The sequence below is a fragment of the Pseudomonas sp. PA15(2017) genome (assembly GCF_001945395.1).
Lineage (GTDB): Bacteria > Pseudomonadota > Gammaproteobacteria > Pseudomonadales > Pseudomonadaceae > Aquipseudomonas.
This window is the reverse complement of sequence record NZ_MSXV01000019.1, coordinates 1-25,382: the sequence shown is the minus strand read 5'-3', so window position 1 is coordinate 25,382 and position 25,382 is coordinate 1. Positions and strand designations below refer to the sequence as shown.

General features: G+C 64.4%; 23 protein-coding genes and 4 tRNA genes. 8 read left to right on the top strand and 19 right to left on the bottom strand.

Annotation, left to right across the window (positions count from 1 at the left end):
• Positions 1–103 precede the first annotated feature (103 nt).
• Entirely contained in the window at positions 104–610 is a 507-nt protein-coding gene (gene bamE / locus BVH03_RS06770) for an outer membrane protein assembly factor BamE (RefSeq protein ID WP_075960458.1), read from the top strand.
• Positions 611–661: 51 nt separating this feature from the next.
• Here bamE and BVH03_RS06765 read toward each other — a convergent pair.
• From BVH03_RS06765 to BVH03_RS06695, 15 genes are all read right to left on the bottom strand, one after another.
• Positions 662–738: transfer RNA gene (locus BVH03_RS06765), tRNA-Arg, on the bottom strand.
• A gap of 71 nt (positions 739–809) precedes the next feature.
• Positions 810–886: transfer RNA gene (locus BVH03_RS06760), tRNA-Arg, on the bottom strand.
• Positions 887–957: 71 nt separating this feature from the next.
• Positions 958–1,034, bottom strand: a tRNA-Arg gene (locus BVH03_RS06755).
• A gap of 68 nt (positions 1,035–1,102) precedes the next feature.
• Positions 1,103–1,193: transfer RNA gene (locus tag BVH03_RS06750), tRNA-Ser, on the bottom strand.
• 61 nt (positions 1,194–1,254) lie between these two features.
• Positions 1,255–1,440: a carbon storage regulator CsrA gene (gene csrA / locus BVH03_RS06745; RefSeq protein WP_013792214.1), complete on the bottom strand. Its 186-nt coding sequence runs from the start codon at positions 1,438–1,440 to the stop codon at positions 1,255–1,257.
• Between the two features lie 179 nt (positions 1,441–1,619).
• Entirely contained in the window at positions 1,620–2,858 is a 1,239-nt protein-coding gene (locus tag BVH03_RS06740) for an aspartate kinase (protein WP_013792215.1), read from the bottom strand.
• A gap of 115 nt (positions 2,859–2,973) precedes the next feature.
• Positions 2,974–5,598, bottom strand: a complete 2,625-nt coding sequence (alaS, locus tag BVH03_RS06735) for an alanine--tRNA ligase (RefSeq protein WP_075960457.1) — start codon at positions 5,596–5,598, stop codon at positions 2,974–2,976.
• Positions 5,599–5,771: 173 nt separating this feature from the next.
• Positions 5,772–6,773 carry a low-specificity L-threonine aldolase gene (ltaE, locus tag BVH03_RS06730; protein WP_075960456.1) on the bottom strand — a complete coding sequence of 334 codons (1,002 nt, stop codon included), beginning with the start codon at positions 6,771–6,773 and terminating at the stop codon, positions 5,772–5,774.
• Between the two features lie 247 nt (positions 6,774–7,020).
• Entirely contained in the window at positions 7,021–8,031 is a 1,011-nt protein-coding gene (gene astE, locus BVH03_RS06725; RefSeq protein WP_075960455.1) for a succinylglutamate desuccinylase, read from the bottom strand.
• A gap of 9 nt (positions 8,032–8,040) precedes the next feature.
• Positions 8,041–8,325: a topoisomerase II gene (locus tag BVH03_RS06720; protein WP_075960454.1), complete on the bottom strand. Its 285-nt coding sequence runs from the start codon at positions 8,323–8,325 to the stop codon at positions 8,041–8,043.
• Positions 8,326–8,364: 39 nt separating this feature from the next.
• The gene (gene astB / locus BVH03_RS06715) at positions 8,365–9,720 is read right to left on the bottom strand and encodes an N-succinylarginine dihydrolase (protein WP_075960453.1); all 1,356 of its coding nucleotides are present in this window, start codon (positions 9,718–9,720) and stop codon (positions 8,365–8,367) included.
• Complete coding sequence (gene astD, locus BVH03_RS06710; RefSeq protein WP_075960452.1) at positions 9,717–11,171, bottom strand: succinylglutamate-semialdehyde dehydrogenase; 1,455 nt, start codon at positions 11,169–11,171, stop codon at positions 9,717–9,719. Before astD ends, astB begins: the two co-directional genes overlap by 4 nt.
• A 134-nt stretch (positions 11,172–11,305) precedes the next feature.
• Positions 11,306–12,322, bottom strand: coding sequence for an arginine N-succinyltransferase (astA, locus tag BVH03_RS06705; RefSeq protein WP_075960451.1), 1,017 nt, complete (start codon positions 12,320–12,322; stop codon positions 11,306–11,308).
• 52 nt (positions 12,323–12,374) lie between these two features.
• Entirely contained in the window at positions 12,375–13,391 is a 1,017-nt protein-coding gene (gene aruF, locus BVH03_RS06700; protein ID WP_075960450.1) for an arginine/ornithine succinyltransferase subunit alpha, read from the bottom strand.
• A gap of 123 nt (positions 13,392–13,514) precedes the next feature.
• A complete protein-coding gene (locus tag BVH03_RS06695) occupies positions 13,515–14,735 on the bottom strand; it encodes an aspartate aminotransferase family protein (protein ID WP_075960449.1) in 1,221 nt (406 codons plus the stop codon).
• A 460-nt stretch (positions 14,736–15,195) separates the two neighbouring features.
• Between BVH03_RS06695 and BVH03_RS06690 the strand changes: the two genes are divergently transcribed.
• Positions 15,196–15,465: a hypothetical protein gene (locus tag BVH03_RS06690; protein ID WP_075960448.1), complete on the top strand. Its 270-nt coding sequence runs from the start codon at positions 15,196–15,198 to the stop codon at positions 15,463–15,465.
• 280 nt (positions 15,466–15,745) lie between these two features.
• Here the strand turns inward: BVH03_RS06690 and BVH03_RS06685 are convergent, their stop codons facing one another.
• Positions 15,746–16,798: a nitronate monooxygenase family protein gene (locus BVH03_RS06685; RefSeq protein WP_075960447.1), complete on the bottom strand. Its 1,053-nt coding sequence runs from the start codon at positions 16,796–16,798 to the stop codon at positions 15,746–15,748.
• A 148-nt stretch (positions 16,799–16,946) separates the two neighbouring features.
• Between BVH03_RS06685 and BVH03_RS06680 the strand changes: the two genes are divergently transcribed.
• Positions 16,947–17,801, top strand: a complete 855-nt coding sequence (locus tag BVH03_RS06680; RefSeq protein WP_075960446.1) for a DMT family transporter — start codon at positions 16,947–16,949, stop codon at positions 17,799–17,801.
• A gap of 10 nt (positions 17,802–17,811) precedes the next feature.
• Here BVH03_RS06680 and BVH03_RS06675 read toward each other — a convergent pair whose 3' ends face one another.
• The gene (locus tag BVH03_RS06675; protein WP_075960445.1) at positions 17,812–19,623 is read right to left on the bottom strand and encodes a glycoside hydrolase family 15 protein; all 1,812 of its coding nucleotides are present in this window, start codon (positions 19,621–19,623) and stop codon (positions 17,812–17,814) included.
• Positions 19,616–20,416 carry a glucose 1-dehydrogenase gene (locus BVH03_RS06670; RefSeq protein ID WP_075960444.1) on the bottom strand — a complete coding sequence of 267 codons (801 nt, stop codon included), beginning with the start codon at positions 20,414–20,416 and terminating at the stop codon, positions 19,616–19,618. Before BVH03_RS06670 ends, BVH03_RS06675 begins: the two co-directional genes overlap by 8 nt.
• A 148-nt stretch (positions 20,417–20,564) precedes the next feature.
• Here BVH03_RS06670 and BVH03_RS06665 point away from each other — a divergent pair, with 148 nt between their 5' ends.
• A complete protein-coding gene (locus BVH03_RS06665; protein ID WP_075960443.1) occupies positions 20,565–21,062 on the top strand; it encodes a CinA family protein in 498 nt (165 codons plus the stop codon).
• Here the strand turns inward: BVH03_RS06665 and BVH03_RS06660 are convergent.
• Positions 21,059–22,852, bottom strand: a complete 1,794-nt coding sequence (locus BVH03_RS06660) for a thiamine pyrophosphate-requiring protein (RefSeq protein WP_075960442.1) — start codon at positions 22,850–22,852, stop codon at positions 21,059–21,061. The genes BVH03_RS06665 and BVH03_RS06660 overlap by 4 nt on opposite strands.
• A gap of 427 nt (positions 22,853–23,279) precedes the next feature.
• On the opposite strand from BVH03_RS06660, the gene BVH03_RS06655 reads away from it, so the two are divergent.
• The 4 genes from BVH03_RS06655 to BVH03_RS06640 are packed head-to-tail and all read left to right on the top strand — an operon-like array spanning position 23,280 to position 25,222.
• Entirely contained in the window at positions 23,280–23,696 is a 417-nt protein-coding gene (locus BVH03_RS06655) for a YgaP-like transmembrane domain (RefSeq protein WP_075960441.1), read from the top strand.
• Between the two features lie 46 nt (positions 23,697–23,742).
• Positions 23,743–24,156, top strand: coding sequence for a hypothetical protein (locus BVH03_RS06650; protein ID WP_075960440.1), 414 nt, complete (start codon positions 23,743–23,745; stop codon positions 24,154–24,156).
• Positions 24,153–24,557: a phage holin family protein gene (locus BVH03_RS06645; RefSeq protein ID WP_075960439.1), complete on the top strand. Its 405-nt coding sequence runs from the start codon at positions 24,153–24,155 to the stop codon at positions 24,555–24,557. The genes BVH03_RS06650 and BVH03_RS06645 overlap by 4 nt, the downstream gene beginning before the upstream one ends.
• Positions 24,554–25,222 (top strand): DUF3618 domain-containing protein, encoded by a 669-nt coding sequence (locus tag BVH03_RS06640; RefSeq protein WP_075960438.1) that lies wholly within the window; start codon positions 24,554–24,556, stop codon positions 25,220–25,222. The genes BVH03_RS06645 and BVH03_RS06640 overlap by 4 nt, the downstream gene beginning before the upstream one ends.
• The last annotated feature ends 160 nt before the right edge of the window (positions 25,223–25,382 follow it).

The window sequence follows — 25,382 nt, the reverse complement described above, 5'->3', positions numbered from 1 at the left end:
TGCCACGAATCCGGTGATGCGACGTTACCAAACCGGCGCAAGACACCTGGCAACCACGAAGGCATGGGCTACGCTTGCGAGCACTCGACAAGGAGGAAGCCCTATGCGCTGGAAACATGGCGCAGCCCTATGCGCCATACTGCTCTGCCCCACCCTCTCACAGGCCTCGAGCGTCTTTCGCTGCGAAGACGCCAGCGGGCACGTCACCTTTTCCCAGCACGGCTGCGGCGACAGCCAGCAGCAGCACATACAAAGCACCCATAATCCAAGACCCGGAAGTGGCGCCCCTGTTCCGCTGGCAATTCCGGATAGTGATGGCAGAGCCGGCAAGGCCGCCAGGATCGATGCCAGTGAAAGCACCCTGACCGTGGTGGGCGGTCGGCAGGACGGCTGCGATAATGCCGTCACTGGTAGCGCCAGGCGCGAAGCGATCATCAGGAAGCAGGTACGTGCCGGCATGACCCGCAACGACGTGGAAAGCACCCTGGGCAAGCCCGATCGCATCAGCTCGCGTAACGGCCAGACCACCTACCACTATGCGAGCAAGCACAACAGCGAACGCCGCACCGTCACTTTCGACCAAGACGGCTGCGTGACCGGCAGACGCTAGAAAATCCTCGGCAAAGAAAAAGGGCCTGCATCGCTGCAGGCCCTTTTGATGTGGCGGACTCAGGAGGATTCGAACCTCCGACCGCTCGGTTCGTAGCCGAGTACTCTATCCAGCTGAGCTATGAGTCCGTGTGGCGCTTTTAGACCAGATCACCGCTGGTTGACGCTAAATGCCCTGCACTGCTGCAAGCCATTCAATATGGCGGACTCAGGAGGATTCGAACCTCCGACCGCTCGGTTCGTAGCCGAGTACTCTATCCAGCTGAGCTATGAGTCCATGTGGCGCTTTTAGACCAGATCACCGCTGGTTGAAACAAAATGGCCTGCATCACTGCAAGCCATTCAATATGGCGGACTCAGGAGGATTCGAACCTCCGACCGCTCGGTTCGTAGCCGAGTACTCTATCCAGCTGAGCTATGAGTCCGTTGGTGTTTTTATACCAGATCACCTCTGGTTGTTTGCCAGCCCGGTAAAACCCGGCTTGCCAAATAATGGCGGAGAAGGGGGGATTCGAACCCCCGACACCCTTTTGAGGTGTACTCCCTTAGCAGGGGAGCGCCTTCGGCCACTCGGCCACCTCTCCGCAACACGGGGCGCATGATAAACATGTTTTCCCCGTTTGCAAACCAAAATTTTGAGAAAAATTAATGGTTTGGTTCTTCGCCCTTCTCTTTCTGGATGCGCTGGTAAATCTCTTCGCGGTGAACGGCGACTTCCTTCGGCGCGTTGACGCCAATCCGCACCTGATTACCTTTAACACCCAATACGGTGACGGTGACTTCGTCACCCACCATCAGGGTCTCTCCGACCCGGCGAGTCAGAATCAGCATTCCTTTCTCCTTACGGATTCAATTTCGGACAACAAGTCTGCAAACGTGAAACGCGCCAGCCGGACGCGAGAGCAACAGGCCAGCACTCAAGTATTGACCAGTACGGACGGAGGGAAAGTTCCACCAACACCAACCAAAACAACAAAAGGCGCGGGTAGCCGCGCCTTTTGCAGGATGCCTCAGTCGCCCTGACGGGCCGGAGCATCGAGTTCGAACGCAGTGTGCAGGGCGCGCACCGCCAATTCCAGATATTTCTCTTCGATGACCACCGAGACCTTGATCTCGGAGGTGGAGATCATCTGGATATTGATGTTCTCCTTGGCCAGCGCTTCGAACATACGGCTGGCCACACCGGCGTGGGAGCGCATACCCACGCCGACGATGGACACCTTGGCGATGTTAACGTCTCCGACCACCTCGCGAGCACCGAGTTCGCGTGCAGTGGCTTCGAGCACCTGCTGAGCGTTCTGGTAGTCGTTGCGGTGTACGGTGAAGGTGAAATCGGTGGTGTTATCGTGCGCGACATTCTGCACGATCATGTCCACTTCGATGTTGGCGGAGCTGATCGGACCGAGAATCTTGAACGCAACGCCCGGCAGGTCAGGCACGCCACGGATGGTCAGCTTGGCTTCGTCGCGATTGAAGGCGATGCCGGAGATGATCGGCTGTTCCATGGATTCCTCTTCATCAAGGGTAATGAGGGTGCCCGGACCCTCCTGGAAGCTGTGCAGAACGCGCAGCGGGACGTTGTACTTGCCGGCGAACTCCACCGAGCGGATTTGCAGCACCTTCGAACCGAGGCTGGCCATTTCCAGCATCTCTTCGAAGGTGATCTTCTCCAGGCGCTGAGCCTTGGGCACCACCCGCGGATCGGTGGTGTAAACGCCATCGACATCGGTGTAGATCTGGCACTCGTCGGCCTTCAGCGCCGCCGCCAGGGCCACGCCGGTGGTGTCGGAACCACCGCGGCCGAGGGTGGTGATGTTGCCCTGCTCATCCACACCCTGGAAGCCGGCGACGACCACCACGCGACCGGCCTTGAGGTCGGCGCGAATATTGGTGTCGTCGATGCTCAGAATACGCGCCTTGGTGTGCGCGCTGTCGGTCAGGATGCGCACCTGGCTGCCGGTGTAGGACACCGCCGGCACGCCGCGCTTGATCAGCGCCATGGCCAGCAGTGCGATGGTCACCTGCTCACCGGTGGAGACCATCACGTCGAGTTCGCGAGCGATCGGCTGGTCATCGCTGATCTGCTTGGCCAGGTCGATGAGGCGATTAGTTTCGCCGCTCATCGCCGATACCACGACGACGATATCGTCGCCCTTCTCGCGGAATTTCTTCACCTTCTCGGCGACCTGTGCGATTCGCTCGACGGTGCCGACGGAGGTACCGCCGAATTTCTGTACGATCAAAGCCATTTCAAAGCTGCCTCAGCCCGTGAAGGGCGCCCATTAAACAGACAACACCACCGCACACCACCGTGTCGCTCGCCGGGCATGGCGGGCGACACGGTCACGCTTGAGTTAACGGGCCTCAGAGACCCTGCTCGACGAACGGGCAGACCAGCGCCAGGGCACCATCGAGCGCGGCCGCATCGACCCCGCCGCCCTGGGCCATGTCCGGACGACCACCGCCCTTTCCGCCTACCGCTGCAGCGACCTGTTTCATCAGGTCGCCGGCTTTCAGCTTGGCGGTCAGGTCCTGGGTCACGCCAGCCACCAGCACGACCTTGTCGTCCTGCACGCCGCCGAGCAGGATCACCGCACTGCCGAGTTTGTTCTTCAGTTGATCGACCAGCGCCAGCAGGCCTTTGCCATCCAGACCATCGATGCGCGCACTGAGGGTTTTCACGCCCTTGACGTCCACGGCCGAGCCGGCCAGATCGCTGCCCGCCGCACTGGCGGCCTTGGCCTTGAGCTGTTCCAGCTCCTTTTCCAGCTGACGATTGCGATCGATCACCGCTGCGAGCTTGTCGAGCAGGTTGTCGCGACTGCCCTTGACCAGGCTCGCGGCCTCTTTCAATTGCTCTTCGGCGCCGTTCAGGTAGGCGAATGCCGCTGCGCCGGTGACTGCCTCGATACGACGTACGCCGGCAGCCACACCGCCTTCGCTGACGATCTTGAACACGCCGATGTCGCCGGTACGGTTGGCGTGGATGCCGCCGCACAGCTCGACCGAGAAGCCGTCGCCCATGGTCAGCACACGCACGCTGTCGCCGTACTTCTCGCCGAACAGCGCCATGGCGCCCTTGGCCTTGGCGCTTTCGATGTCCATCTCCTCGGTCTGCACCGGGGTGTTGCGGCGCACTTCGCGGTTGACGATCTCTTCCAGCTCCTTGAGCTGCTCAGGCTTGATCGCCTCGAAGTGGCTGAAGTCGAAACGCAGGCGCTGGCTGTCGACCAGCGAGCCTTTCTGCTGCACGTGCTCGCCAAGTACCTGGCGCAGCGCGGCGTGCAGCAGGTGAGTGGCCGAGTGATTGAGCCCGGTGGCGGTACGCACCGAGGCATCCACTTCGGCGTTGATGGTGGCGCCGACGCTCAGGCTGCCCTTGCTGACCACGCCGTGGTGCAGCCAGGCGCCGCCAACCTTGGTGGTGTCGCGCACATCGAAACGCACGCCTGGGCCTTCGAGAAAGCCACAGTCACCGATCTGGCCACCGGATTCGGCATAGAACGGCGTCTGGTCGAGCACCACGACGCCCTCTTCGCCCTCATTCAACGTGCCGACGGACTGACCGTCGCGCAGCAGCACCAGCAGCTCGCCACTGGCAACGGTGGCGCTGTAGCCGAGGAAACGGGTATCAGCGTCGACCTTGACCAGGTTGTTGTAGTCCACACCAAAGGAGCTGGCGGAACGGGCGCGCACGCGCTGGGCCTCCATCTCACGCTCGAAACCGGCTTCGTCGAGGGTCAGTTCGCGCTCACGGGCGATGTCGCCGGTCAGGTCCATCGGGAAGCCGTAGGTGTCATACAGCTTGAAGACCACTTCACCCGGAATCACCGTGCCGCTCAGCTCGGCCAGATCCTGCTCGAGGATCTTCAGGCCCTGCTCCAGGGTCTTGGCGAACTGCTCTTCTTCGGTTTTCAGCACGCGCTCGATGTGCGCCTGCTGCTGTTTCAGTTCTGGAAAGGCTTCGCCCATCTCGCTGGCCAGGGCCGCAACGATCTTGTGGAAGAAGCTGCCCCTGGCGCCCAATTTGTTGCCGTGACGGCAGGCGCGGCGCACGATTCGGCGCAGCACGTAGCCACGGCCTTCGTTGGACGGCGTGACGCCGTCGGCGATCAGGAAGCTGCAGGAGCGGATGTGGTCAGCCACCACTTTCAGCGAAGCATCACCGTTGTTGGCGCAGCCGATGGCCCGGGCGCTGGCAGCCAGCAGGCTCTGGAACAGGTCGATCTCGTAGTTGGAGTTGACGTGCTGCAGCACGGCGCTGATGCGCTCCAGGCCCATGCCGGTATCCACGCTCGGCGCCGGCAGCGGGTGCAGTACGCCATCCGCGGTACGGTTGAACTGCATGAACACGTTGTTCCAGATCTCGATGTAGCGGTCGCCATCTTCTTCCGGGCTGCCAGGTGGGCCGCCCCAGATGTGCTCGCCATGGTCGAAGAAGATTTCGGTGCACGGGCCGCACGGGCCGGTATCGCCCATGGTCCAGAAGTTGTCGGAAGCGTACGGCGCGCCTTTGTTGTCGCCGATGCGGATCATCCGCTCGGCCGGCACACCGACTTCCTTGTTCCAGATGTCGTAGGCCTCGTCGTCGGTGGCGTACACCGTGACCCAGAGCTTGTCCTTGGGCAGTTTCAGCCACTTGTCGCCGGTCAGGAATTCCCAGGCGAAGTGGATGGCATCACGCTTGAAATAGTCGCCAAAGCTGAAGTTGCCGAGCATTTCAAAGAAGGTGTGGTGACGCGCGGTATAGCCGACGTTTTCCAGGTCGTTGTGCTTGCCACCGGCGCGCACGCACTTCTGGCTGGTGGCGGCGCGGGTGTAGGCGCGCTTCTCCAGGCCCAGGAAGCAGTCCTTGAACTGGTTCATGCCGGCGTTGGTGAACAGCAACGTGGGGTCGTTGTTCGGAATCAGGGAGCTGGAAGCGACACGGGTGTGCCCCTTCTCTTCGAAGAAGCTCAGGAAAGCTTCACGGATTTCTGCGCTTTTCATTGGCAATTTCCAGGAAAACAGGCGGCCACGGCAGAGCCGGCAAAAGCCCGCATTATATCGGGCTTGTCCGTGGCGGCTAGGGCATGGGCTGAATTATTTGCAGGCGGCGCGATGGCCGGAAAACACTGGGCTGCAGCGGCCAGGCCAATGCCTGGTGCTGCACGTCGACCGTCTCAGGCGCGGAAGGCGGCGAAGGCTTCGATCACCTGAGCCATGGCGCCGGCGTCGACATCCAGGTGCGTGACCATACGCAGGCGTGGCGCGGCGCTCAGGCGAATGCCGCGCTCGGCACAAAAGGCCTTCAGGGCCGCGGCACGCTCGCCGATCTGCACGTAGACCATGTTGGTCTGCACCGGCTCGACCGAATAGCCCAGCTCGCGCAGGCCGGCCGCCAGGGAATCGGCATTGGCGTGATCCTCCACCAGGCGCGCGACCTGATGGTCCAGTGCGTACAGCCCGGCCGCCGCCAGCACGCCGGCCTGACGCATGCCGCCACCGACCATCTTGCGCAGGCGACGAGCCTTGGCGATCAGCGCCTCGCTGCCGCACAGCACCGAGCCGACCGGCGCACCCAGGCCCTTGGACAGGCACACGGATACCGAGTCGAAATGGCGGGTGATTTCCCGCGCGTCGACTCCCTGCCTGACTGCCGCATTGAACAGCCGCGCGCCATCGAGGTGCAGCGCCAGGCCCTTGTCAAGGGTGAACGCGCGGGCATCCGCCAGGTACTCCAGCGGCAGCACCTTGCCCTGCATGGTGTTTTCCAGGGCCAGCAGGCGGGTGCGGGCGAAGTGGAAGTCATCCTGCTTGATCGCCGCTTCGACCCGGGCAAGCTCCAGGGAGCCGTCGAGTTCCATGTCCAGCGGCTGGGGCTGGATCGAGCCGAGCACCGCCGCGCCGCCCCCTTCGTATTTGTAGGTGTGCGCCTGCTGGCCAACGATGTATTCGTCGCCGCGCTCGCAATGGGCCATCAGCCCGAGCAGGTTGCTCATGGTACCGGTGGGCACGAACAGCGCGGCGGCGAAGCCAAGATCCCGCGCCACGCGCTGCTCCAGCCGGTTGACGGTCGGGTCTTCGCCGTACACGTCATCGCCCAGTTCGGCGGCCAGCATCGCTTCGCGCATGCCGACGGTGGGTTGGGTCACGGTGTCGCTACGCAGATCGATGATGGGCATGGGCACTCCTGTACGAGTAAATGAGGTTGGTTGGCAGCTCCGCGAAGAGCCGGTTCACGATCTTCATGCGCATGAAGCGACAGCCGCAAGGCAGGAGCGGATATCGTTGCTTTACCTGTGGGAACGGGCGATGCCCGCGAAATCACGGGCATCGCCCGTTCCCACAAGCGGCGGCCGGCCGCTACCGCCACTTAGCTGCCAAAATCGACGAGTCTGGACTGCGAGATCATGAACAGATTCTAACGGGTCACTCCAGTGAAGAGTCGGCAGCGGGCACCAGCAGGATGCCGGCACGCTGACCGTTATGCACCTTGGGATTGGGGAAAATGATCCGCGCACCCTGCTCTTCCACCACCCAGCGGCTGTTGGCCAGGTCTTCGGCGAGCAGATAGCCGGGCTCCAGCTCGGTGAAGTTTTCCACGTCCGCCGGCAAGTGCAGAACAAAGGCGTCGCTGTGCTTGATCAGCTCTCGGGCGAAGGCGAACAGCTTGAGGTGCTCGACGGCATGCTCCTCGATCGGCGGCTCGTTGCCTTCGATCAGCGCCTGCAAACGCAGCTCGAGGCGATCCAGATTGACCAGCTCGTTGTGGCCGAACGGCCTGGCCTTGCCCAGTTCGAGGGTGAAGGCTTCGGCGCCCAGTTCGGCATAAGTGTAGGCGCTGAAGGTGGTCGAGGGTGTGCTCTGCAGCAGCACCGCGTCGATACCGGCGGCCTGCAGACGCGCGCACTCGCGACGCGACTGGCGACGCCCCTCGGCCCAGGGGTAAAGGGCGAACTGCTCGATGCGCGAGGCACGGATCGCCGTGTGCAGGTCGTAATGCAGGCGTTCACGGTTGGAGTCGACGAAGAACGACGAGGCCAGGTGCTCCAGCTCGCAGGCACGCATCGCCTCACCGCCACTGCTCAGCTCATGGCGGCCGCTGAACAGGCGGTTGATGTCCTGTTCGACGAAACGCTCGCCACGGCGCATGGCTGCTGGATTGCCGAACAGCAGCAGCACGCGTGCACACGGTTGCAACTCGCTGCGAGCGATGCACCGCAGCAAACGGTCGAGCAATTCGATCGGCGCGGTTTCGTTGCCGTGGATGCCCGCGGACAACAACAGGTCCATGCCGTTGTCGCGCCCGCGCGCCGGGGTTATTTCGAGTGCGCCCTCGGCCAGCCAGCGCAAGCGCGTGCCCTGCGGCGTCAGCTGGATCTTCGAAGCCGGCTCATGGCCGGTCAGGGTCAGTTCGAGCAGTTTGCCGAGGGCGAGCATGGGCGTTCCTCAGTGATCGCAGTCCGGGCCATGGACATGGTCATCGTCGGCGCCGTCATCGACCGGCTCCATTTCCAGTTCCAGGCTGACCAGGTTGGTGGCCAGCGGGCGCAGCAGCAGGTTGGCGTATTCGCTATCACCTTCGGCGACATCGACGCCGATCATCAGCTGGCCGTTGCCGACCTGCTGAATCCACACCTCCTTGCCCTGCCACATTACGGCAAAACGGGTGCACGAGGTTTCCAGCTGGGTGCCGTCGGCGTCTTCGAGAATCAGTTGCAGGGCGTCGCTCATGGTTACTCCAGTATGGCTGGCGGCTCGCCATCGAGCCGCTCAAATGAGTTGAAAGGGGTACACGGCGCCAAGATCGAGGATTTGCGTCAACTCATCCAGCGCCGTGCGGCATTCGTCGAGTAGCTGCGGGTCGGCCAGATCATGCTCGCTCAGGCGATCACGGTAGTGGCGGTCGACCCATTGCAGCAGCCGCTCGTACAGTTGCGGCGTCAGCATCACGCCCGGATTCATCGCCGCCAGCTCCTCTGCCTGCAAGGCTACACGCAAGCGCAGGCAGGCGGGGCCGCCGCCGTTCTGCATGCTCTGCTTGAGGTCGAAGGCGCGAACCTCGGCAATCGGCCCGGCGCTGCCCAACAGGGTCTGCAGGTAGGCCCAGACCCGCGGGTTGCCGCGGCATTCCTCCGGCACCACCAACAGCATACGCCCGTCGGCACGGCTCAACAGCTGACTGTTGAACAGATAGGAGCGCACCGCATCCTCGACACCCAGCACGTGGCGCGGCACGCACACCGATTGCAGGCGCCCGCCGAGGCGCGCCAGCTTGTCGCCAAGCTCGCCCACCACCCGCTCGCTGTCGAGAAAGGCATCTTCGTGATGAAACAGCACCTGGCCGTTACCCACGGCGATCACGTCATTATGGAACACGCCCTGATCAACCACCGCCGGGTTCTGCTGGGCGAAGACCACAGCGTCATCGGCAAGGCCATGCAGCCGGGCCACGGCCTGGGAAGCCTCCAGGGTCTGGCGCGCCGGGTAGCGCTGCGGCGCTGGTAGACGCAGGTCGAAGGCACTGCGACCGAACACGAAGAACTCCACACCCCGCTCGCCGTAGTCGCGGCAGAAACGGGTATGGTTGGCCGCGCCCTCGTCGCCGAACTGGCTGACGGCGGGCAAGGCGCCGTGGTGAGCGAAATGGCACTGGTCAGCGAACATCGCCGCCAGCACGCGGCTGGTGGTGGGATGCTCGATGGAGCGGTGAAACTTGCAGTTGAGGTTGGCCGCAGTGAAATGCACGCGCCCGTCGGCGGTATCGGCGCTGGGGCTGACGGTCGCCGCATTGGCCGTCCACATGCTCGAGGCCGAGCAACTGGCGACCAGCAGCGGCATGGCCTCGCGCGCGGCCTTCTCGATCACCTGGGCATCGCTGCCGGTGAAGCCACAGGCACGCAGCGCCTGCACATCAGGGCGCTCCTGGGGAGCGAGCACCGCCTGAGCGTAGCCCATGTCCATCAGTGCCTTCATCTTCGCCAGCCCCTGACGCGCCGCTTCCCGCGGATTGGACGCCACCTGGCAGTTGTTCTGCGAGGCCACGTTGCCGTACGACAACCCGCCGTAGTTGTGGGTCGGGCCGACCAGGCCGTCGATGTTCAGCTCGCAGGAGGTGAGTCGACTCATAGGCTGACTCCCGGCGCCAGGCTGTCGGGCAACGCCAGTTGCTCGCTTTCCAGCGAAGCGACCGGATAGGCGCAGTAATCCGCCGCATAATAGGCGCTGGGGCGATGATTACCCGATGAGCCAATGCCACCGAACGGCGCGCTGCTGGCGGCGCCGGTCAGTGGCTTGTTCCAGTTGACGATGCCGGCGCGACTGCGCAGCCAGAACTGCTCGTAACGCTCACGCGAATCGCACAGCAGCCCCGCCGCAAGCCCGAAACGGGAGGCATTGGCTTCGACGATGGCGTCGTCGAAATCGGCGTAGCGGATCACTTGCAGCAAGGGCCCGAACACTTCTTCGTCGGCGCGCGGCTGCACGGCAGTGACATCGATGATGCCGGGCGTCAGCAGCGCCGCGCCTTCAAGCGGCTGGCTCATGTCCAGCAGCGGCCGCGCGCCCTTGTCGATCAGCCGTTCCTGCACCTTGAGCAGGTGCTGGGCGGCGTCCAGGGAGATCACCGCGCCCATGAACGGTGCCGGCTCGGCATCGAAGGCACCGACCTTGATACTGGCGGCCACGCTGACCAGCCGTGCCAGCAGCGCGTCGCCCCAATCGCCCTCGGGCACCAGCAAGCGGCGGGCACAGGTGCAGCGCTGGCCGGCGGAAATGAACGCGGACTGGACGATGCAGTACACCGCCGCATCGACATCGGCAGGCTGATCGACGATCAGCGCATTGTTGCCGCCCATCTCCAGGGCCAGGATGGTTTGCGGCTGGCCGCCGAACTGCGCGTGCAATTGGTTGCCGGTGCGGCTGGAACCGGTGAAGAACAGGCCGTCGATGCCCGGGTGAGCCGCCAAGGCCGCGCCGGTTTCCCGCGCGCCCTGTACCAGGTTCAGCACGCCAGCCGGCAGGCCGGCCTCAATCCAGCAGTTGAGCGTCAGTTCGGCGACTTTCGGGGTCTGCTCGCTGGGTTTGAACACCACGGTATTGCCGGCCAGCAGGGCCGGCACGATGTGCCCATTGGGCAGATGGCCGGGAAAGTTGTACGGGCCGAACACGGCGACCACGCCATGGGGCTTGTGGCGCAGTACGCTACCCTGAGCCCCGCTGCGCTGGCCGGTACGCTCGGCATGGCTCTGAATGGAGATGGCCACCTTGCCGATCATGCTGGCGACTTCGGTGCTCGCCTCCCACAGCGGCTTGCCGGTTTCTTCACCGATGGTGTGGGCGAGTTCGTCCTGCCGGGCTTTCAATACGGCGGCGAAGCGCTCGAGCAGCGCGATGCGTTCGCTCAATGGCGACGCCGCCCAATCGGCGAAGGCTTCGCGGGCCGCCTGCACGGCCGCCTCGACCTGGGCTCCGTCGGCTTCGCGGCCCACCCAGAGCACCTGCTGGCTGACCGGGTTGAGGGATTCCAGGGTATTGCCCTGTCCTTTCTGCCAGAGACCTGCAATGTAATGCGTGCTCATGGTCTATCACTCCAGGCTTCACGGTTGCACAGGCCAGCGCTGGGCGCTGACCTGCTACCTGTCACGGCTGTCGCTCTACGGCGACATTGCCGGTCGGGGCAGCGCGCCGCCCCGGTCATATCAGAAACGGTGGTTCAGGCCTTCACCGCCAGGGGCACTGCGCGCACCTGATCGCCGACATTCAGGCGCAGGCGCCGGGCGGTCAGCGGGTCGACCACCAGCGTCCCGGCGGCCATCCGCGCCCGGGCTGCGGTCATGCGGCAATCGGCGTGCTTGCGGTTGTGCACCAAGTACACTGGCGCATCGTCACCCGGCGTGCCGATGGCCAGCACCAGCAGCTGGCTGTCGCGAATCGCACGAATCTTCGTGGTCTCCGCCTCGATGGCCGGACCGGCGTCGAAGATATCGACATAGCCCTGGTAGCTGAAGCCCTCGGACTTGAGCATCGCCAGCGCCGGTTCGGTATCCGGGTGCACCCGGCCGATCACCTCGCGGGCGGCTTCGGACAGGAAGCAGGTGTAAAGCGGAAACCGCGGCATCAGCTCGGCGATGAACGCCTTGTTACCGACGCCGGTGAGGTAGTCCGCCTGGGAGAACTCCATGCGGAAGAAATGCCGGCCCAGGCACTCCCAGAACGGCGAACGGCCCTGCTCGTCGGACACGCCGCGCATCTCGGCAATGATCTTCTCGCCGAAACGCTCGCGGAACTCGGCGATGAACAGCAACCGCGCCTTGGACAGCAGGCGCCCGTTCAGGCCGGTGCGATGGTCGCCATGCAGGAACAGCGAGCACAACTCGGAATGGCCGGTCAGGTCGTTGGCCAGGAACAGCGTCGGCACCTGACGGTGGATGCCCAATTCCTGGGACGCACAGACGGTGAGGCCGACCCGGTAGTTGTACCAGGACTCGCGCAAGCCGACGCCCCCGGCGATGGCGGAAATGCCCAGCACGCGGCCGTCATCGTCCTCGAGCACGAACATGTAGTCGCAATCGCCGCGCTCGGCGTCGCCGCTGAAGGTCTTTTCGGCGCGCCCGACCCGGTAGGCCAGGCGCGCTTCGTTGGCCGGCAGGGTGGTCAGGCCGGTGCCGGTGCTGCGCGCCAGGTCGATCAGTGCCGGCAGGTCGCCGGCCCGTACGGAGCGAACGATCATGCTGCCTCCGGAAAATCGCGAGCCAGACGGGTGGCGCTCATGGTTGGAAAACTCATACCGCCACCAGCCTTACCTGGCCGCCTTCGGCGACGCCAAGAATCTGCGCGGTCTGCGGATCGAGCATCGCAGGCTGGCCGGGCGCCCACTCCAGCTGCGCGACGACCGCACGAAACCCCTGCAGTTGCTCGTTGCTGACCAGGTACGCCTGGCCGCCCTCACCCGCCTCGCCGAACACCACCGGCACCAGCGCGCTCTGGGCGATGGAGCGAATGCCGGAGGTGCGCGCATGCAGGGTCGGGCCGCCGTCGAAGATGTCGATGTAATGGTCGGTTTCGAAACCGTCACGCATCAGAATATCGAACGACACCTGGGCACGCGGATGCACCAGCCCCATGGACTCCTGGGCGGCATCGGGCAGCAGCGGCACGTAGATCGGGTAGTGGGGCATCAATTCTGCCAGGTAGGCGCGGCTGCGCAGCCCGCAGAGGCGCTCCGCTTCGCCGTAGCTCATGCCGAAGAAATGCCGCCCAACCGCATCCCAGAAAGGCGACTCACCGGCGTCGTCGCTCTCGCCGACGATCTCCACCACCATGGCGTCGGCGAACCGCTCCGGGTGGCAGGCGGCGAACAGCAGGCGCGCACGGGAGTTGAGCTCGGCCCAGACGCTGTCGACCAGCCCGCGCTCCACGTAGAAGCTGGTGAGCAGGCTGTTGCCGGTCAGGTCGTGACACAGCGACAGCACGTGGATCTTGTTGTGGATCTTCAGCTCGCGGGAGTTGTGAACGAAGGTCTCGTTGCGAAAGCTGTAGAACGGCTCGGAGTAGCCGGCTGAGGCGACGACGCCCGAGCAGCCGGACAGGCGGCCGGTTTCGCTGTCTTCGAGCACGAAGAAATAGCGCTCCTCGCCGTTGAAGCTGACTTCGGCGGCGAACGACGCTTCCGACGCAGCGATCTTGTCGCGCAGGCGCTCGGCATTGTCGGGCAGCGAGGTGACGCCCACCGGGCTGTCCGCGGCCAGGCGCTGCACTTCGGCGAGGTCGGTCATTCGCGCAGGGCGCATAACCAGCATGGTTCACTCCTTCAGCAAGGCTGGGGCGTTGCAGCCCTGACAGCGAGAATCATCGTCCGTGAGGCTGGCCGGCGGCAGCCGACGCAGCGAATTGAGCGGGCGGCGCCCAGCCGCCCGCAAGGTTCAGGCGCCAGCCAGCTTGGCCACGGCGCACTCGAGGCGATCCAGGCCCTCGTCGATGTCGGCATCCTCGATCACCAGGCTGGGCGCGAAGCGCACCACGTCCGGGCCGGCCTGCAGGATCATCAGATTCTCGCCGGCTGCCGCATCGAAAAATTCACGCGCCTTGCCTTTCCAGGCATCGGACAGTACCGCACCGATCAACAGGCCCATGCCGCGCACCCCGGAGAACACTCCATAGCGCTCGCCGACCTGCAACAGGCGGGTCTTGAAACGCTCATGCTTGGCCTTGACGCCTGCGAGTACCTCAGGCGTGTTGACTACATCGAGCAGCGCCTCAGCGACTGCGCAACCCAACGGGTTACCGCCATAGGTGGTGCCATGGGTGCCGACGGCCAGATGGCTGGCCAGGGCTTCGGTGGTCAGCATCGCCGCGATCGGGAAACCGCCGCCCAGGCTCTTGGCGCTGGACAGCACGTCAGGCGTCACGCCGTAGTGCTGGTAGGCATACAGATGACCGGAACGGCCGACGCCGCTCTGCACTTCGTCGAACACCAGCAGTGCATTGTGCTCGTCGCACAGCGCGCGAGCGCCTTGCAGATAGGCCAGATCCGCCGGCAGCACACCGCCCTCGCCCTGGATCGGCTCGATCACGACGGCGCAGGTCTTGTCGCTGATCGCCGCCTTGAGCGCTTCGAGGTCGTTGTAGGGCACATGGGTGATGCCCTGGATTTTCGGCCCAAAGCCATCGGAATACTTCGGCTGGCCACCGACGCTGACGGTGAACAGGGTACGGCCGTGAAAGCTGTTGGTCGCCGCGATGATCTCGTACTTGTCCGCCCCGAAACGGTCATGGGCCACACGGCGGGCCAGCTTGAACGCGGCCTCGTTGGCTTCGGCGCCGGAGTTGCAGAGGAACACCCGCTCGGCAAAGGTGGCGTCCACCAGCTTCTTGGCCAGGCGCAGCGCCGGCTCGTTGGTGAACACGTTGGAAACGTGCCACAGCTTGCCGGCCTGCTCGGTCAGCGCCTTGACCAGCGCCGGGTGAGCATGGCCCAAAGCATTGACGGCGATGCCGCCGGAGAAGTCGATCAGCTCGCGACCACTCTGGTCCCAGACGCGCGAGCCGGCGCCGCGAACCGGCACGAACGTAGCCGGCGCGTAGCTGGGCACCATCACCTGGTCGAAATCGGCGCGTTGCACCGGGTCGTGCTGAACGGACATCGGGACTCTCCTGACGAGACACGCGGGCCCGAGGGGCCGGCGATGCGAAAGATTGTAGGGGGTGCTCATGGGCGGGCATTGCCGGCATGCGACAACTTCTTACAGCGCCGTAGCTGGCCGCAGCTGGGGGATACCCGTCCGTCGGCCCACGAGACGCAGTTTAAACGTTGCGGCTGCTCCGGCGCACGGGTCGACTAACATTTATCGACAGTACCCATCGAGGTGGGGTGGATCAGCAAAGGATTTGCCGACCCGAAGCGGCCTGGGCAGGCATGAAAAATATCTTCATTCGCCCCGCTGCCGCATATTGCCAGCCCCTGGAGTGACGGTGATATCATTTTGACCACAATGCCACGCCCTGTTGTGAACGGCGCCCCATTGCCGGCCATCAAGGATCTGATGGCCTGACGCAGTTTCCCCTAACGCTGTGTATCGACTCGTCCAGTCAAGGAAGCACGAGATGAACGCCAAAGAACAACAACTGACCGAACTGCTCACCCTCACCTCTCGCAGCATCACCCATATGACTGCTGCCATGACGGCGTTGTCCTTCGACCTGCTGCGTAGCGATGACAGTGGCGTTCGTTCTGCCGCTTCGAAGATGATCACCCGCCTCGGCGCGGTGAGCCAGGAACTGGACCAGCAATGGGTGCTGATCAGTGAGTTGACCGGTGTCGAAGCCCCGTCCCGCGCCGATACCATCGAGGAAGTTCAGCTGCACTCGGCCTGAATCGCATCGTTTCCCGCCTGGGCCGACGACGTCGCCGGCCCGCGTGAACGCTCTCCCCCGCCTTAAAACCTGTTCACGGTCTTTATGTGCCTGAAGCGGTAACTGCGAGGCAGAAGCGGTCATCGGCGCAGTACCTATGGGAGCGGGCGGGGCGCCCAGGCCATGCCCGCGTTTTTTTTCGCGCGCATGGCGCGCTCCCACAGTGGATCGGTGAACGGCCGCCCCCGCCACTTAGCAGCCGAAATCGGCGAAGCTGGGCCGACAGATCATGAGCAGCTTCTTAGCCGCGCGCCGCCAGGTATTCGCGTTGCAGCACAGCCACCAATTCGGCCGCCGGCATCGTCCGCGCCAGAGCCGCGCCCTGCCCGGCCCAATGGGCGGCGAATTCGACGTTACCGGCCTTGGCGGCAGTGGCGATCAGTTGCTTGCCGGCATCGTAGGCAATCCCGAACCCTGGCACTGCAGGGTGACCGGGCGCCCCGACTTCAGCCATGAAACGATTGACGATGCCGCGCGCCGGACGCCCGGAAATCACCGTCGTTACCTGGGTGACACGCGCCCGCTCGCTGCCCAGCAGGCTGCGATAGGCCTCGTTGGCGGCCGACTCGGGGCAAAGGATGAACGCGGTGCCCAGTTGCGCAGCGCAAGCCCCCAGGTTCATGGCGGCAGCGATCCCGGCGCCATCCATGATGCCGCCAGCGGCGATAACCGGGCGCGACAGGTTATTGACCAGCACCCGCACCAGGGCCAACGTGCCGATGCCCTGATCGCGGGCCGGGTCGAACACCCCGCGGTGGCCGCCGGCCTCGATGCCCTGGGCAACGATGATGTCGATGCCGGCATCCTGCGCCAGCAACCCTTCCTCCAGCGTGGTGGCCGACGCCAGCAAGGTGATGCCGGCGCTTTTCAGGGCATCGATGCGCGCTTGCGGCGGCAGCCCCAGGTGAAAGCTGACGATGGGCGGTCGCTCTTCCAGCAGAACCTGCAATTGCCCTTCGTCCTCCTGGAAACTGCAGTAGATATCCCGGATGGCCTCTGGCGCAGCTGCGCCGAACTCGGTGAAATAGGGCCGCAGGTGCGCCAGCCACGCCTGCTCCCTGGCCGCATCGGCAACGCTCAGGCGGTGGCAGAACACGTTGATGTTGAACGGTTTGCTGGTGGCGGCGCGGGTTTCCCGGATCATCTGCCGGCCGGCCTCGGCCTGCACCGCGGCGATGGAGATCGAGCCCAGCCCGCCGGCGTTGCTGACCGCAGCGGCAAGAGCCGGCGTGGCAGTACCCGCCATGGGGGCTTGGATGATCGGATAGTCGATGCCCAGGGCTGCGCAACTCATAAGATCCTCGCTTGATGAAGATGACACGGCTCCCGACTATAACGCTGCGGGCCGCGCAACGCTCACCTGACCAGCCAGCCGCACAATCCGTTTTACCTGACGCCGCTGACTTGGCACTCTGTCACCTCTCCGATCAGGCAGAAACCCGATGAGCCTTCGCACTGCGCACATTCAGCTGCATACCGCCGCCCTGCTGGTCGGCGTTTCGGCGCTGTTCGGCGAATCACTGAAGGTCAGCGCCAGCATGATCGTGCTGGGCCGCTCCGCCTTCGCGCTCCTGGCCCTGAGCCTTTTCTGCCTGTGCCTGGGCAAGCGCCCCTGGCGCGGCATCACCTCGGCCACCGCTGCCAAACTGCTGGCCACAGGTCTGGTACTGGGGGTGCACTGGCTGCTGTTCTTCATGGCAGTGCAAACCGGCGGTGTGGCCGTGGCGACCCTGGGCTTCGCCTCGTTTCCCGCGTTCACCGCGCTGATCGAAAGGCTGGTGTTTGGCCAACGCCTGGGGCGAAGCGATCGCTGGATACTGGTGCTGGTGTCGATTGGGTTGGTGCTGATCACCCCGTCGCTCGACCTGCGCGATGGCGCCACCGTCGGCCTGCTCTATGGCGTGCTGTCCGGTGCCGTGTATGCGGCGATTGCCGTGGCCAACAAGCACGCGGCGAGCAACGTCAATGGCCTGGCTTCGTGCTGGTGGCAATGCCTGGCGATCAGCCTCGCGCTGCTGCTCTGGTGCCTGCCGGAGGTGCCGACCATCACCAATCACGACTGGTGGCAACTGGCAGCACTGGGCGTGCTTTGCACGGCCCTGGCCTACAGCCTGTTCATCGCCTCGCTACGCCACGTGCGCACCCACACCGCTGCGGTGGTGATCACCATGGAGCCGATCTATGCCATCGCCGGCGCCTGGTTGCTGTTCGGCGCCGTACCGAGCGCTGGCATGTTGCTCGGCGGCGCGCTGATTCTCGGCGCCGTGGCTTGGGCTGGCGTGCAGGGTGGCCACTGACCGCCCCGGCTCAGGGTTGCCAGGTGGTGCGTTCGCCACTGAGCCGGTGGTCGAGAAAGCTCGCCGCGCTGATCAGCGCCAGGTGGCTCAGCGCCTGGGGCGTATTGCCCAGATGGTGGCCGCGTTTGTCCAGCTCCTCGGCATACAGCCCCAGCGGGTTGGCATAGCGCAGCAGTTGCTCGAACTCCAGATGGGCCTTTTCGATCCTGCCGGCACGCGCCAGGCACTCGACGTACCAGAACGAGCACGCCATGAACGAGCCCTCCTCACCTTCCAGCCCGTCGTCGGTGCGATAGCGATACACCATGCCGTCACGCACCAGCTGCTGCTCGATGGCCTCCAGGGTCGCCAACCAGCGTGGATCGGTGGCGGCGACGAAGCGCATCAACGGCATCAGCAGCATGGAGCCGTCGACGTCCTGGCAGCCGATGCGCTGCACGAAATGCCCGCAGCTCTCGTCCCAGAAATTGTTCCAGATGTCGTCGTGGATGGCCTGGCGCTCGTCGTTCCAGCGCGCAAACGGCGCTGGCAGCGAACGCTTCTCGGCCAGGCGGATGGCGCGATCCAGCGCGACCCAGCACATCAGCCGCGAATGCAGGAAATGTTGCTCCTCGCCGCGAATCTCCCAGATGCCGACATCCTTCTGCTGCCAGCTGTCGCATACCTGATCGACGATGCCCACCACATGCTTCCAACCTTCGTAGGAAATCGCCTCGCCGTACTTGTTGGCCAGGTACACGGCGTCCAGAAGTTCGCCGAAGATATCCAGCTGGGTCTGCTCATGGGCTTCATTGCCGATACGCACCGGCTTCGCGCCGCCGTGGCCGGCCAGGTGATCGAGGGAGCTTTCCGGCAGGTGATGCTGCCCGCGCAGGCTGTAGAGAATGCGCAGGTGCGCCGGCGTTTCCGAGCAGTCATCGACGCGGTCGCGCACCCACCGCATGAAGGCGTTGGCTTCCTCGGAGAAACCCAGGCGCATGAAGGCGTAGACGGTGAACGAGGCGTCGCGAATCCAGGTGTAGCGATAATCCCAGTTGCGCTCACCGCCCGGCGCTTCCGGCAGACCATAGGTAGCAGCGGCAATGATGCCGCCATGCTTGCGTGAGGTCAGCAGCTTGAGCGCCAGTGCCGAACGATGCACCATCTCACGCCAGCGTCCGCGGTAGTTGGACTGCTTCATCCAGCGCCGCCAGTACTTCACGGTCTCGTCGCGGCAATGCTCGCAGGCACCAGCGGACACCAGCGGATCATCCGGCGCACCGAGCACGAATTCCGCGTGCTCGCCTTCGCGCAGCTCGAATTCGGCGACCGCGCACTGATCGTCGAGGCTCAGCGCCTCGCTCGCCGACAGCCGCAGGCTGGGCTGGCCCGGCGCCGTGAACAGCACATCGCCGCCTTCCAGCCCGGCAACCGTGTCAGCACGGCTGTAGTCGTGGCGCACCCGACAGCGCAGGCGGATGGTGGCGTGGCCGGAGACCACGCGAATAGTGCGAATCAATCTTGGCGCAGCATCGACATCCGCATTGATCGGCATCAGGTCGGTGCATTCCACTATCGCCTGTTCGTCCAGCCAGCGCGTTTGCAGCACGTTGGTATCGGGCAGGTACAGTTGCTGACGGCGCGCCTCGGGCAGATCCGGCGCCAGCTGGAAAACCCCGGCTTCGGGCGTGTCGAGCAAGGCGCTGAAGATCGACGGGCTGTCGAAATCCGGCCAGCAGAAGAAGTCCACGCAACCACTGTCGGCGACCAGCGCGGCACTGCGCATGTCGCCGATGATGCCATGGGCCTCGATGGGCATCTGACGATCCTGGATATCAGCCATTGTCACGAAACTCCGGGTAAAGGCTCATGCCGCCGTCGATGAACAGCGTGGTGCCGTGAACGTAATCGGCGGCATCGGAGGCCAGCCACACCACCGCATTGGCGATGTCCTCGGCGTCACCGATACGGCCGTAGGGAATCAGCTCGAGCAATTTGTCGGCAGCCGCGCCTTCGGTGGCTTCACGGTTGATCGCGGTGCGGATGGCCCCCGGGGCGATGGCGTTGACGCGAATGCGCTGCTCGCCCACCTCCTGCGCCACGCTGCGCATCAGCAGGTCGAGCCCGCCCTTGGAGGCCGCGTAGTTGGCGCGCCCGGCCCAGGGAATCAGCTGGTGCACGGAACTCATCTGGATGATCTTGCCGGCCGCGCGGGAAATCTCCTCGCGAATGCCCTGCTTGGCGAACTGCCGCAGCGCCGCGCGCACGCAGAGAAACTGGCCGGTGAGGTTGACCTGCAGCACCTGGTTCCATTCGTCCAGGCTCATGTCGATGGTCGGCGCGTCGCGCTGCATGCCGGAATTGGCCAGCAGAATATCCAGTCGCCCGAACGCGGAAAGGGTTTCAGCGAACAGCGCCTCGACGTCCTGCTCGCTGGATACATCGGCCCGCACGGCGATGGCCTGGCCGCCATCATCGCGGATTTGCGCGGCGAGCTTCTCGGCAGCCTCACGCCCGGACCGATAGTTGAGCACCACCGCGGCGCCCGCCTCCGCCAGCGCCTTGGCCGAAGCCGCGCCGATACCCGAACTGGCGCCGGTGACCAGCGCGACCTGTGACTGCAGAGAGATGAGCATGGCCGTTCCCCTTTCCTCGACTTGCTACACCTGACTGAAAGCCAAGCGGCAGAGTTCAGGGAAAAGCCCGCTGCCGTCGATCAGGCTGTCAGCACCTCCAGAGCGGCGCGCCAATCCAAGAAACACCGGCCACGGGAGGAGAATTGCCATGCAAGACATCGAAGCGCTGCTCGATTATCTGAAGCGTCACAAGTTGTATCTGACCACAGCCGAGTCCTGCACCGCCGGCATGGTCGTGGCGCTGCTCGCCAAGCATCCTGGCAGCGGCGAATGCCTGGACAGCGGTCACGTGGTGTATTCGCCAGCGGCCAAGAAACGCTTGCTGGGCGTGAGCCAGCACACCCTAGACAATTTCAACCTGACCAGCGAAGAAGTGGCGCGGGCCATGGCCAAGGGCGCGCTAGACGGCAGCCCGGCCAATGTCGCCGTCGCCACCACGGGCGTCGCGGGCCCCGAACCACAGGGCGAGATTGCTGCCGGCACCCTGTGCTTCGCCTGGGCCTTTCGCCTGGCGGACGGCAGCATCCAGCTGTATTCGAGCACCGAACATTTCGCCGGCGACCGTTCGCGCATCCTCGATGAAGCTGCCCGCTTCGCCCTGCTGCGCCTGCCTGAGCGGCACGCGCAGCTGCTTGCCGAGGGTTAACGCCGGCCTTTGCCGGGCAGGATCGAACCCAATACCTGCTTGGTGGCCTGGCGCAGGATGCCGCCCTGGTTCGGGTCGCCCTGCCACAGGGTGGACGCGAAGGCCTTGGCCTGGGCCAGGGTGATATGCGGCGGCAGCGGCGGCACGTCAGGGTCGGTCTTGAATTCGATGACCACCGGGCGGTCAGCGGCCAGCGCCTGCTCCCAAGCCGCAGCGACATCCTCCTCACGGTCGACGTAGATGCCCATCAGCCCGATGGACTCGGCGAACTGGTGATAGGCGACGCTGGGAATGTCCTGGGAGGCCGAGAACTTCGGGTCGCCTTCCATCACCCGCTGCTCCCAGGTCACCTGGTTGAGGTCCTCGTTGTTGAACACCGCGCAGATCCAGCGCTTGTCCTGCCACTCGTGCCAGTATTTGGCGACCGTGATCAGTTCGGCCATGTTGTTCATCTGCATGGCGCCGTCGCCGACCAGCGCCACCACCGGGCGATCCGGGTGGGCGAACTTGGCGGCAATCGCATAAGGCACCGCAGCGCCCATGGACGCCAGGCCGCCGGACAGCGAGCAGAGCATGTCCTCGCGCATCTTTACGTCACGGGCGAACCAGTTGGCACAGGAGCCGGAATCGCTGGTCACCACGGCGCGATCCGGCAGGCGCGGCGATAGCTCAAACGCGACCCGCTGCGGGTTGATCGGCGAAGCCGAAGCCATGGCGCGGCGCTTCAGGGTGGTCTGCCACTGCGCCGTCCAGCGTTCGATGCGCTTGCGCCAGGTGCGCAGCGTCTTGCGTTCGAGCAGTGGCAGCAGCGCCTGCAAGGTATCGGCAGCGTCGCCTTGCAGGTTGACTTCCATGGGGTAGCGCAGGCCGAGCATGTCGGCCTGGATGTCGATCTGCACGGCGCGCGCCTGGCCTTCCTTGGGCAGGAATTCGGCATAGGGAAAGCCCGAGCCGATCATCAGCAAGGTGTCGCATTCGTTCATCATCTGATAGCTGGGCTTGGTGCCGAGCAGGCCGATGGAGCCGGTCACCCAGGGCAGATCATCCGGCAACGCCGCCTTGCCCAGTAGCGCCTTGGCCACGCCGGCGCCGAGCACATCCGCCACTTCGGTGACTTCTTTCGCAGCGCCCAACGCGCCGGCACCGATCAGGATCGCTACCTTCTTACCGGCATTGAGCACATCCGCGGCGCGCTGCAGGTCAGCCTCGTAGGGCACAACCCGCGGCCGGCTGTAACCCACGCCCGAATGCAGGGTGCCGTGCTCGCGGGGTGGCTCCTCGTAGGGCAGCGTCTGCAAATCATTGGGCAGAATGATCGCCGTCACCCGACGATCGCCCAGCGCCGTGCGAATGCTGCGGTCGACCAGGTGGCGCACCTGGGACGGCGCGCTGGCCTGCTGGACGAAGGCGCCGGCGACGTCCTTGAACATCGACAGTAGATCCACCTCCTGCTGGTAATGCCCGCCCAGGGCGTTGCGCGCCTGCTGGCCGACGATCGCCAGCACCGGCATATGGTCCATGCGCGCATCGTACAAACCGGTGAGCAGATGGGCCGCACCGGGGCCGGAGGTGGCGATGCATACGCCCAAATCGCCAGAGAACTTGGCGTCGGCCGCCGCCATGAACGCGGCCATTTCCTCATGGCGCGCTTGGATGAAGCGGATCTTGCCCTCGGCCTTGGCCAGGGCGCCGAATACGCCGTTGATGCCATCCCCTGGATAGCCATAGATGCGCCGAACCCCCCATTCGTGAAGGCGTTCGACGATGAAATCTGCGACGGTCATGCTCATGGAAAACTCGCTCGAAGTTCAGGCCCGCTGGGCCGACATGGATGGAGTTGCCACGCGAGGTCTCTGTGCGCGACGGCTCGGCCCGGCAGTTCGCTGTCGGACAGAAAATCTTGACCGGGGCCCGCTCACAGAGGTTTAAGGTTTCTGCCAGGCCGCTGCGCCTGGGTTGCAGGCAGGTCACCGCGGGGCAAAAAGATCGAACATGCAGCGCCCGTCACCCTCAAACCCTATAGAGCAACGCACCGAGGGACGAGGCATGACCCAGCGAGTACCCGATCCAACCCAGGCACCCGACTTGCCGGGCGAGCCCCCTCCACTCGGCCAGCCCCACGAACCCGACAACGATGCGCTACCGGACAAGCCACAGCCCGATCCCGTTTGAGCTGGCTTGAACCATTGGCCCGTCACATCAGGCAGGAGTGAACACATGGTCGCCTTCGAACCGCAATCGCAACCCGAACGACAGGGTCCGGCACCTCAGAACGTCAGAGGCTGGGAGCGCCTGCTGTCCATCGGCGGCGGCTTGCTGCTGGCCACGCTCGGCGCGAGCAAGAACGGCGAACGCGGCCGACGCCAGTTGAGCGTGGGCGGCCTGTTGCTGCTGCGCGGGCTAAGCGGGCACTGCAGCGTGAAAAGCGCAGTGGACGACCCGCTGGCCGAAATCCACTATCTGCGTGCCCGCGTACAGCGCCTTCAGGAGTTGCTGCTGATGGCCGAGGAAGTCGCCAATCGTACCCGCGCCACGGCGGTTCCACCCATGCCGCCAGCACCGGTTGCGCCGGCAACAGCGGACTTGGGCATGCCGATTGCCGAGGAAGTCGCCAACCCCGGGCAGAGCCGTTAACACGCATTGCCGTACCGCATTTATAAGCATCAACAGGTGTAGTCATATGGATAACGACAGCAAAGACCGCCCGCACAAGCGTCCTGCCAAGATCATTTCCGGGCACTGGCAGCACGATGCTCAGGAACAACTACGCGCACGCATCCAGGCCGAGCAGTCGCACACCGATGAGCTGGAAGCCCTGGCCAATATCGCCCGCTCCACCATCGCCGATCTGGAAAACCCCGATGCCGTGGTCTCGCCGGATCGCTTGCGCGAAGCCACACGCCAGCTCGCCGCCTTGCGCGATACCCTGAACAACTACAGCGGCCACGCCGTGCACAGCGTCGACCGCTTCGCCCGCGAACATCCGCTCTGGCTGGCGGCCGGCGGCCTGGCAGTAGGCGTTCTGGTAAGTCGTGTGTTGCGCAAGCGTCGCAGCCGCGCTGATGACTATTCCCATGGAGGGACACTGCGATGAACGACGATCTACGGCAACCGCCACTGGAGCCCTCGCTACTCGGCCTGCTGCGCCAGTTGACGCGAGAAGTGCAGACGCTGTTCACCAAGGAACTGGCACTGGCCAAGGTCGAGCTGAATGCTTCGCTACAAGCCACCAAGACCGGGATTGCCGCCGTCGCGGGCGGTGCCATCGTGCTGCTGTGCGGCGTGCTGATGCTGCTGCTCGCGGCCGTCTATGGTCTCAGCGAAGTGCTGCCGCCCTGGGCAGCCGCGCTGATCGTCGGTGTCGTGGTGATCGTGATCGGCCTGATCATGCTCAAGGTCGGCCAACAGAAGTTCGCCCCTTCCCAACTCACTCCCGAACGCACCCTGGACTCCTTGCAGAAAGACAAGGAAGCGGTGCAGAGGCAAATGTCATGAGTACTCACAGCAGCATCGCCGCCGAATCACTCAAGTCCCCGAAAGTGCTCGAGCAAGAGATTGACCAGCAGCGCAGCCGTATCGATGCACTTATCGATGATGTAGAGGCACGTCTGACCCCGCAACGGCTAATCGATCAGGCGCTAGCCTATGGTCGCGACAGCGGCGGTCTGGAAATCGCCGAACGCCTGGGGCAAACCCTCAAGGCCAACCCGGTGCCCGTTGCCATGACCGCCATCGGCCTGGCCTGGCTGGCCGTGGAGCAGGCGCGCCGCCCCACGCCGAAGGCGCCCGAGCCTGACTTGCCGCAGGATCACGAATCCCTGGCCGATGCCCTGCACAGTGCCAGGCAGTCGCTGGAACAAAGCAGCCAGGCCGCGCGTCGCAAGCTGCACGACCTGGCCGATGGCGCCAGCGCCGCGACAGAGCAGGTCAAGCAGAGCGCCAGCGCCGTGAGCCAGGCCGTGCATCGCCACCCGTGGGCCTTCGCGGCTGCCGGTTTGGCAGCAGGCGCTTTGGTGGGGCTATTGGGCACGGGGCGCCGGCACTCGCCAGAAGAAGAGCTGGTAAAGGAAAGCTACGTGGTGCCGGATATCGAAGCCGGCTTCGATGAACTGGCCGATGTGCCGGATGACGAGCCACCCTTTCGCCCCGGCGCAATCTGACGTCGGGTAAAAGGCGAAACGCAGAAACGAAAAAAGCGCCCTAACAGACTGTGTGAAAACCTAGCAGTCCGAGGGTGAGTTGAAGACAATGCCTCTATCGGTTGATAGGGGCATTGTCGTTTATGGGTTATATCCAGGGCGAAGGTCGCGGGCAAAGCAG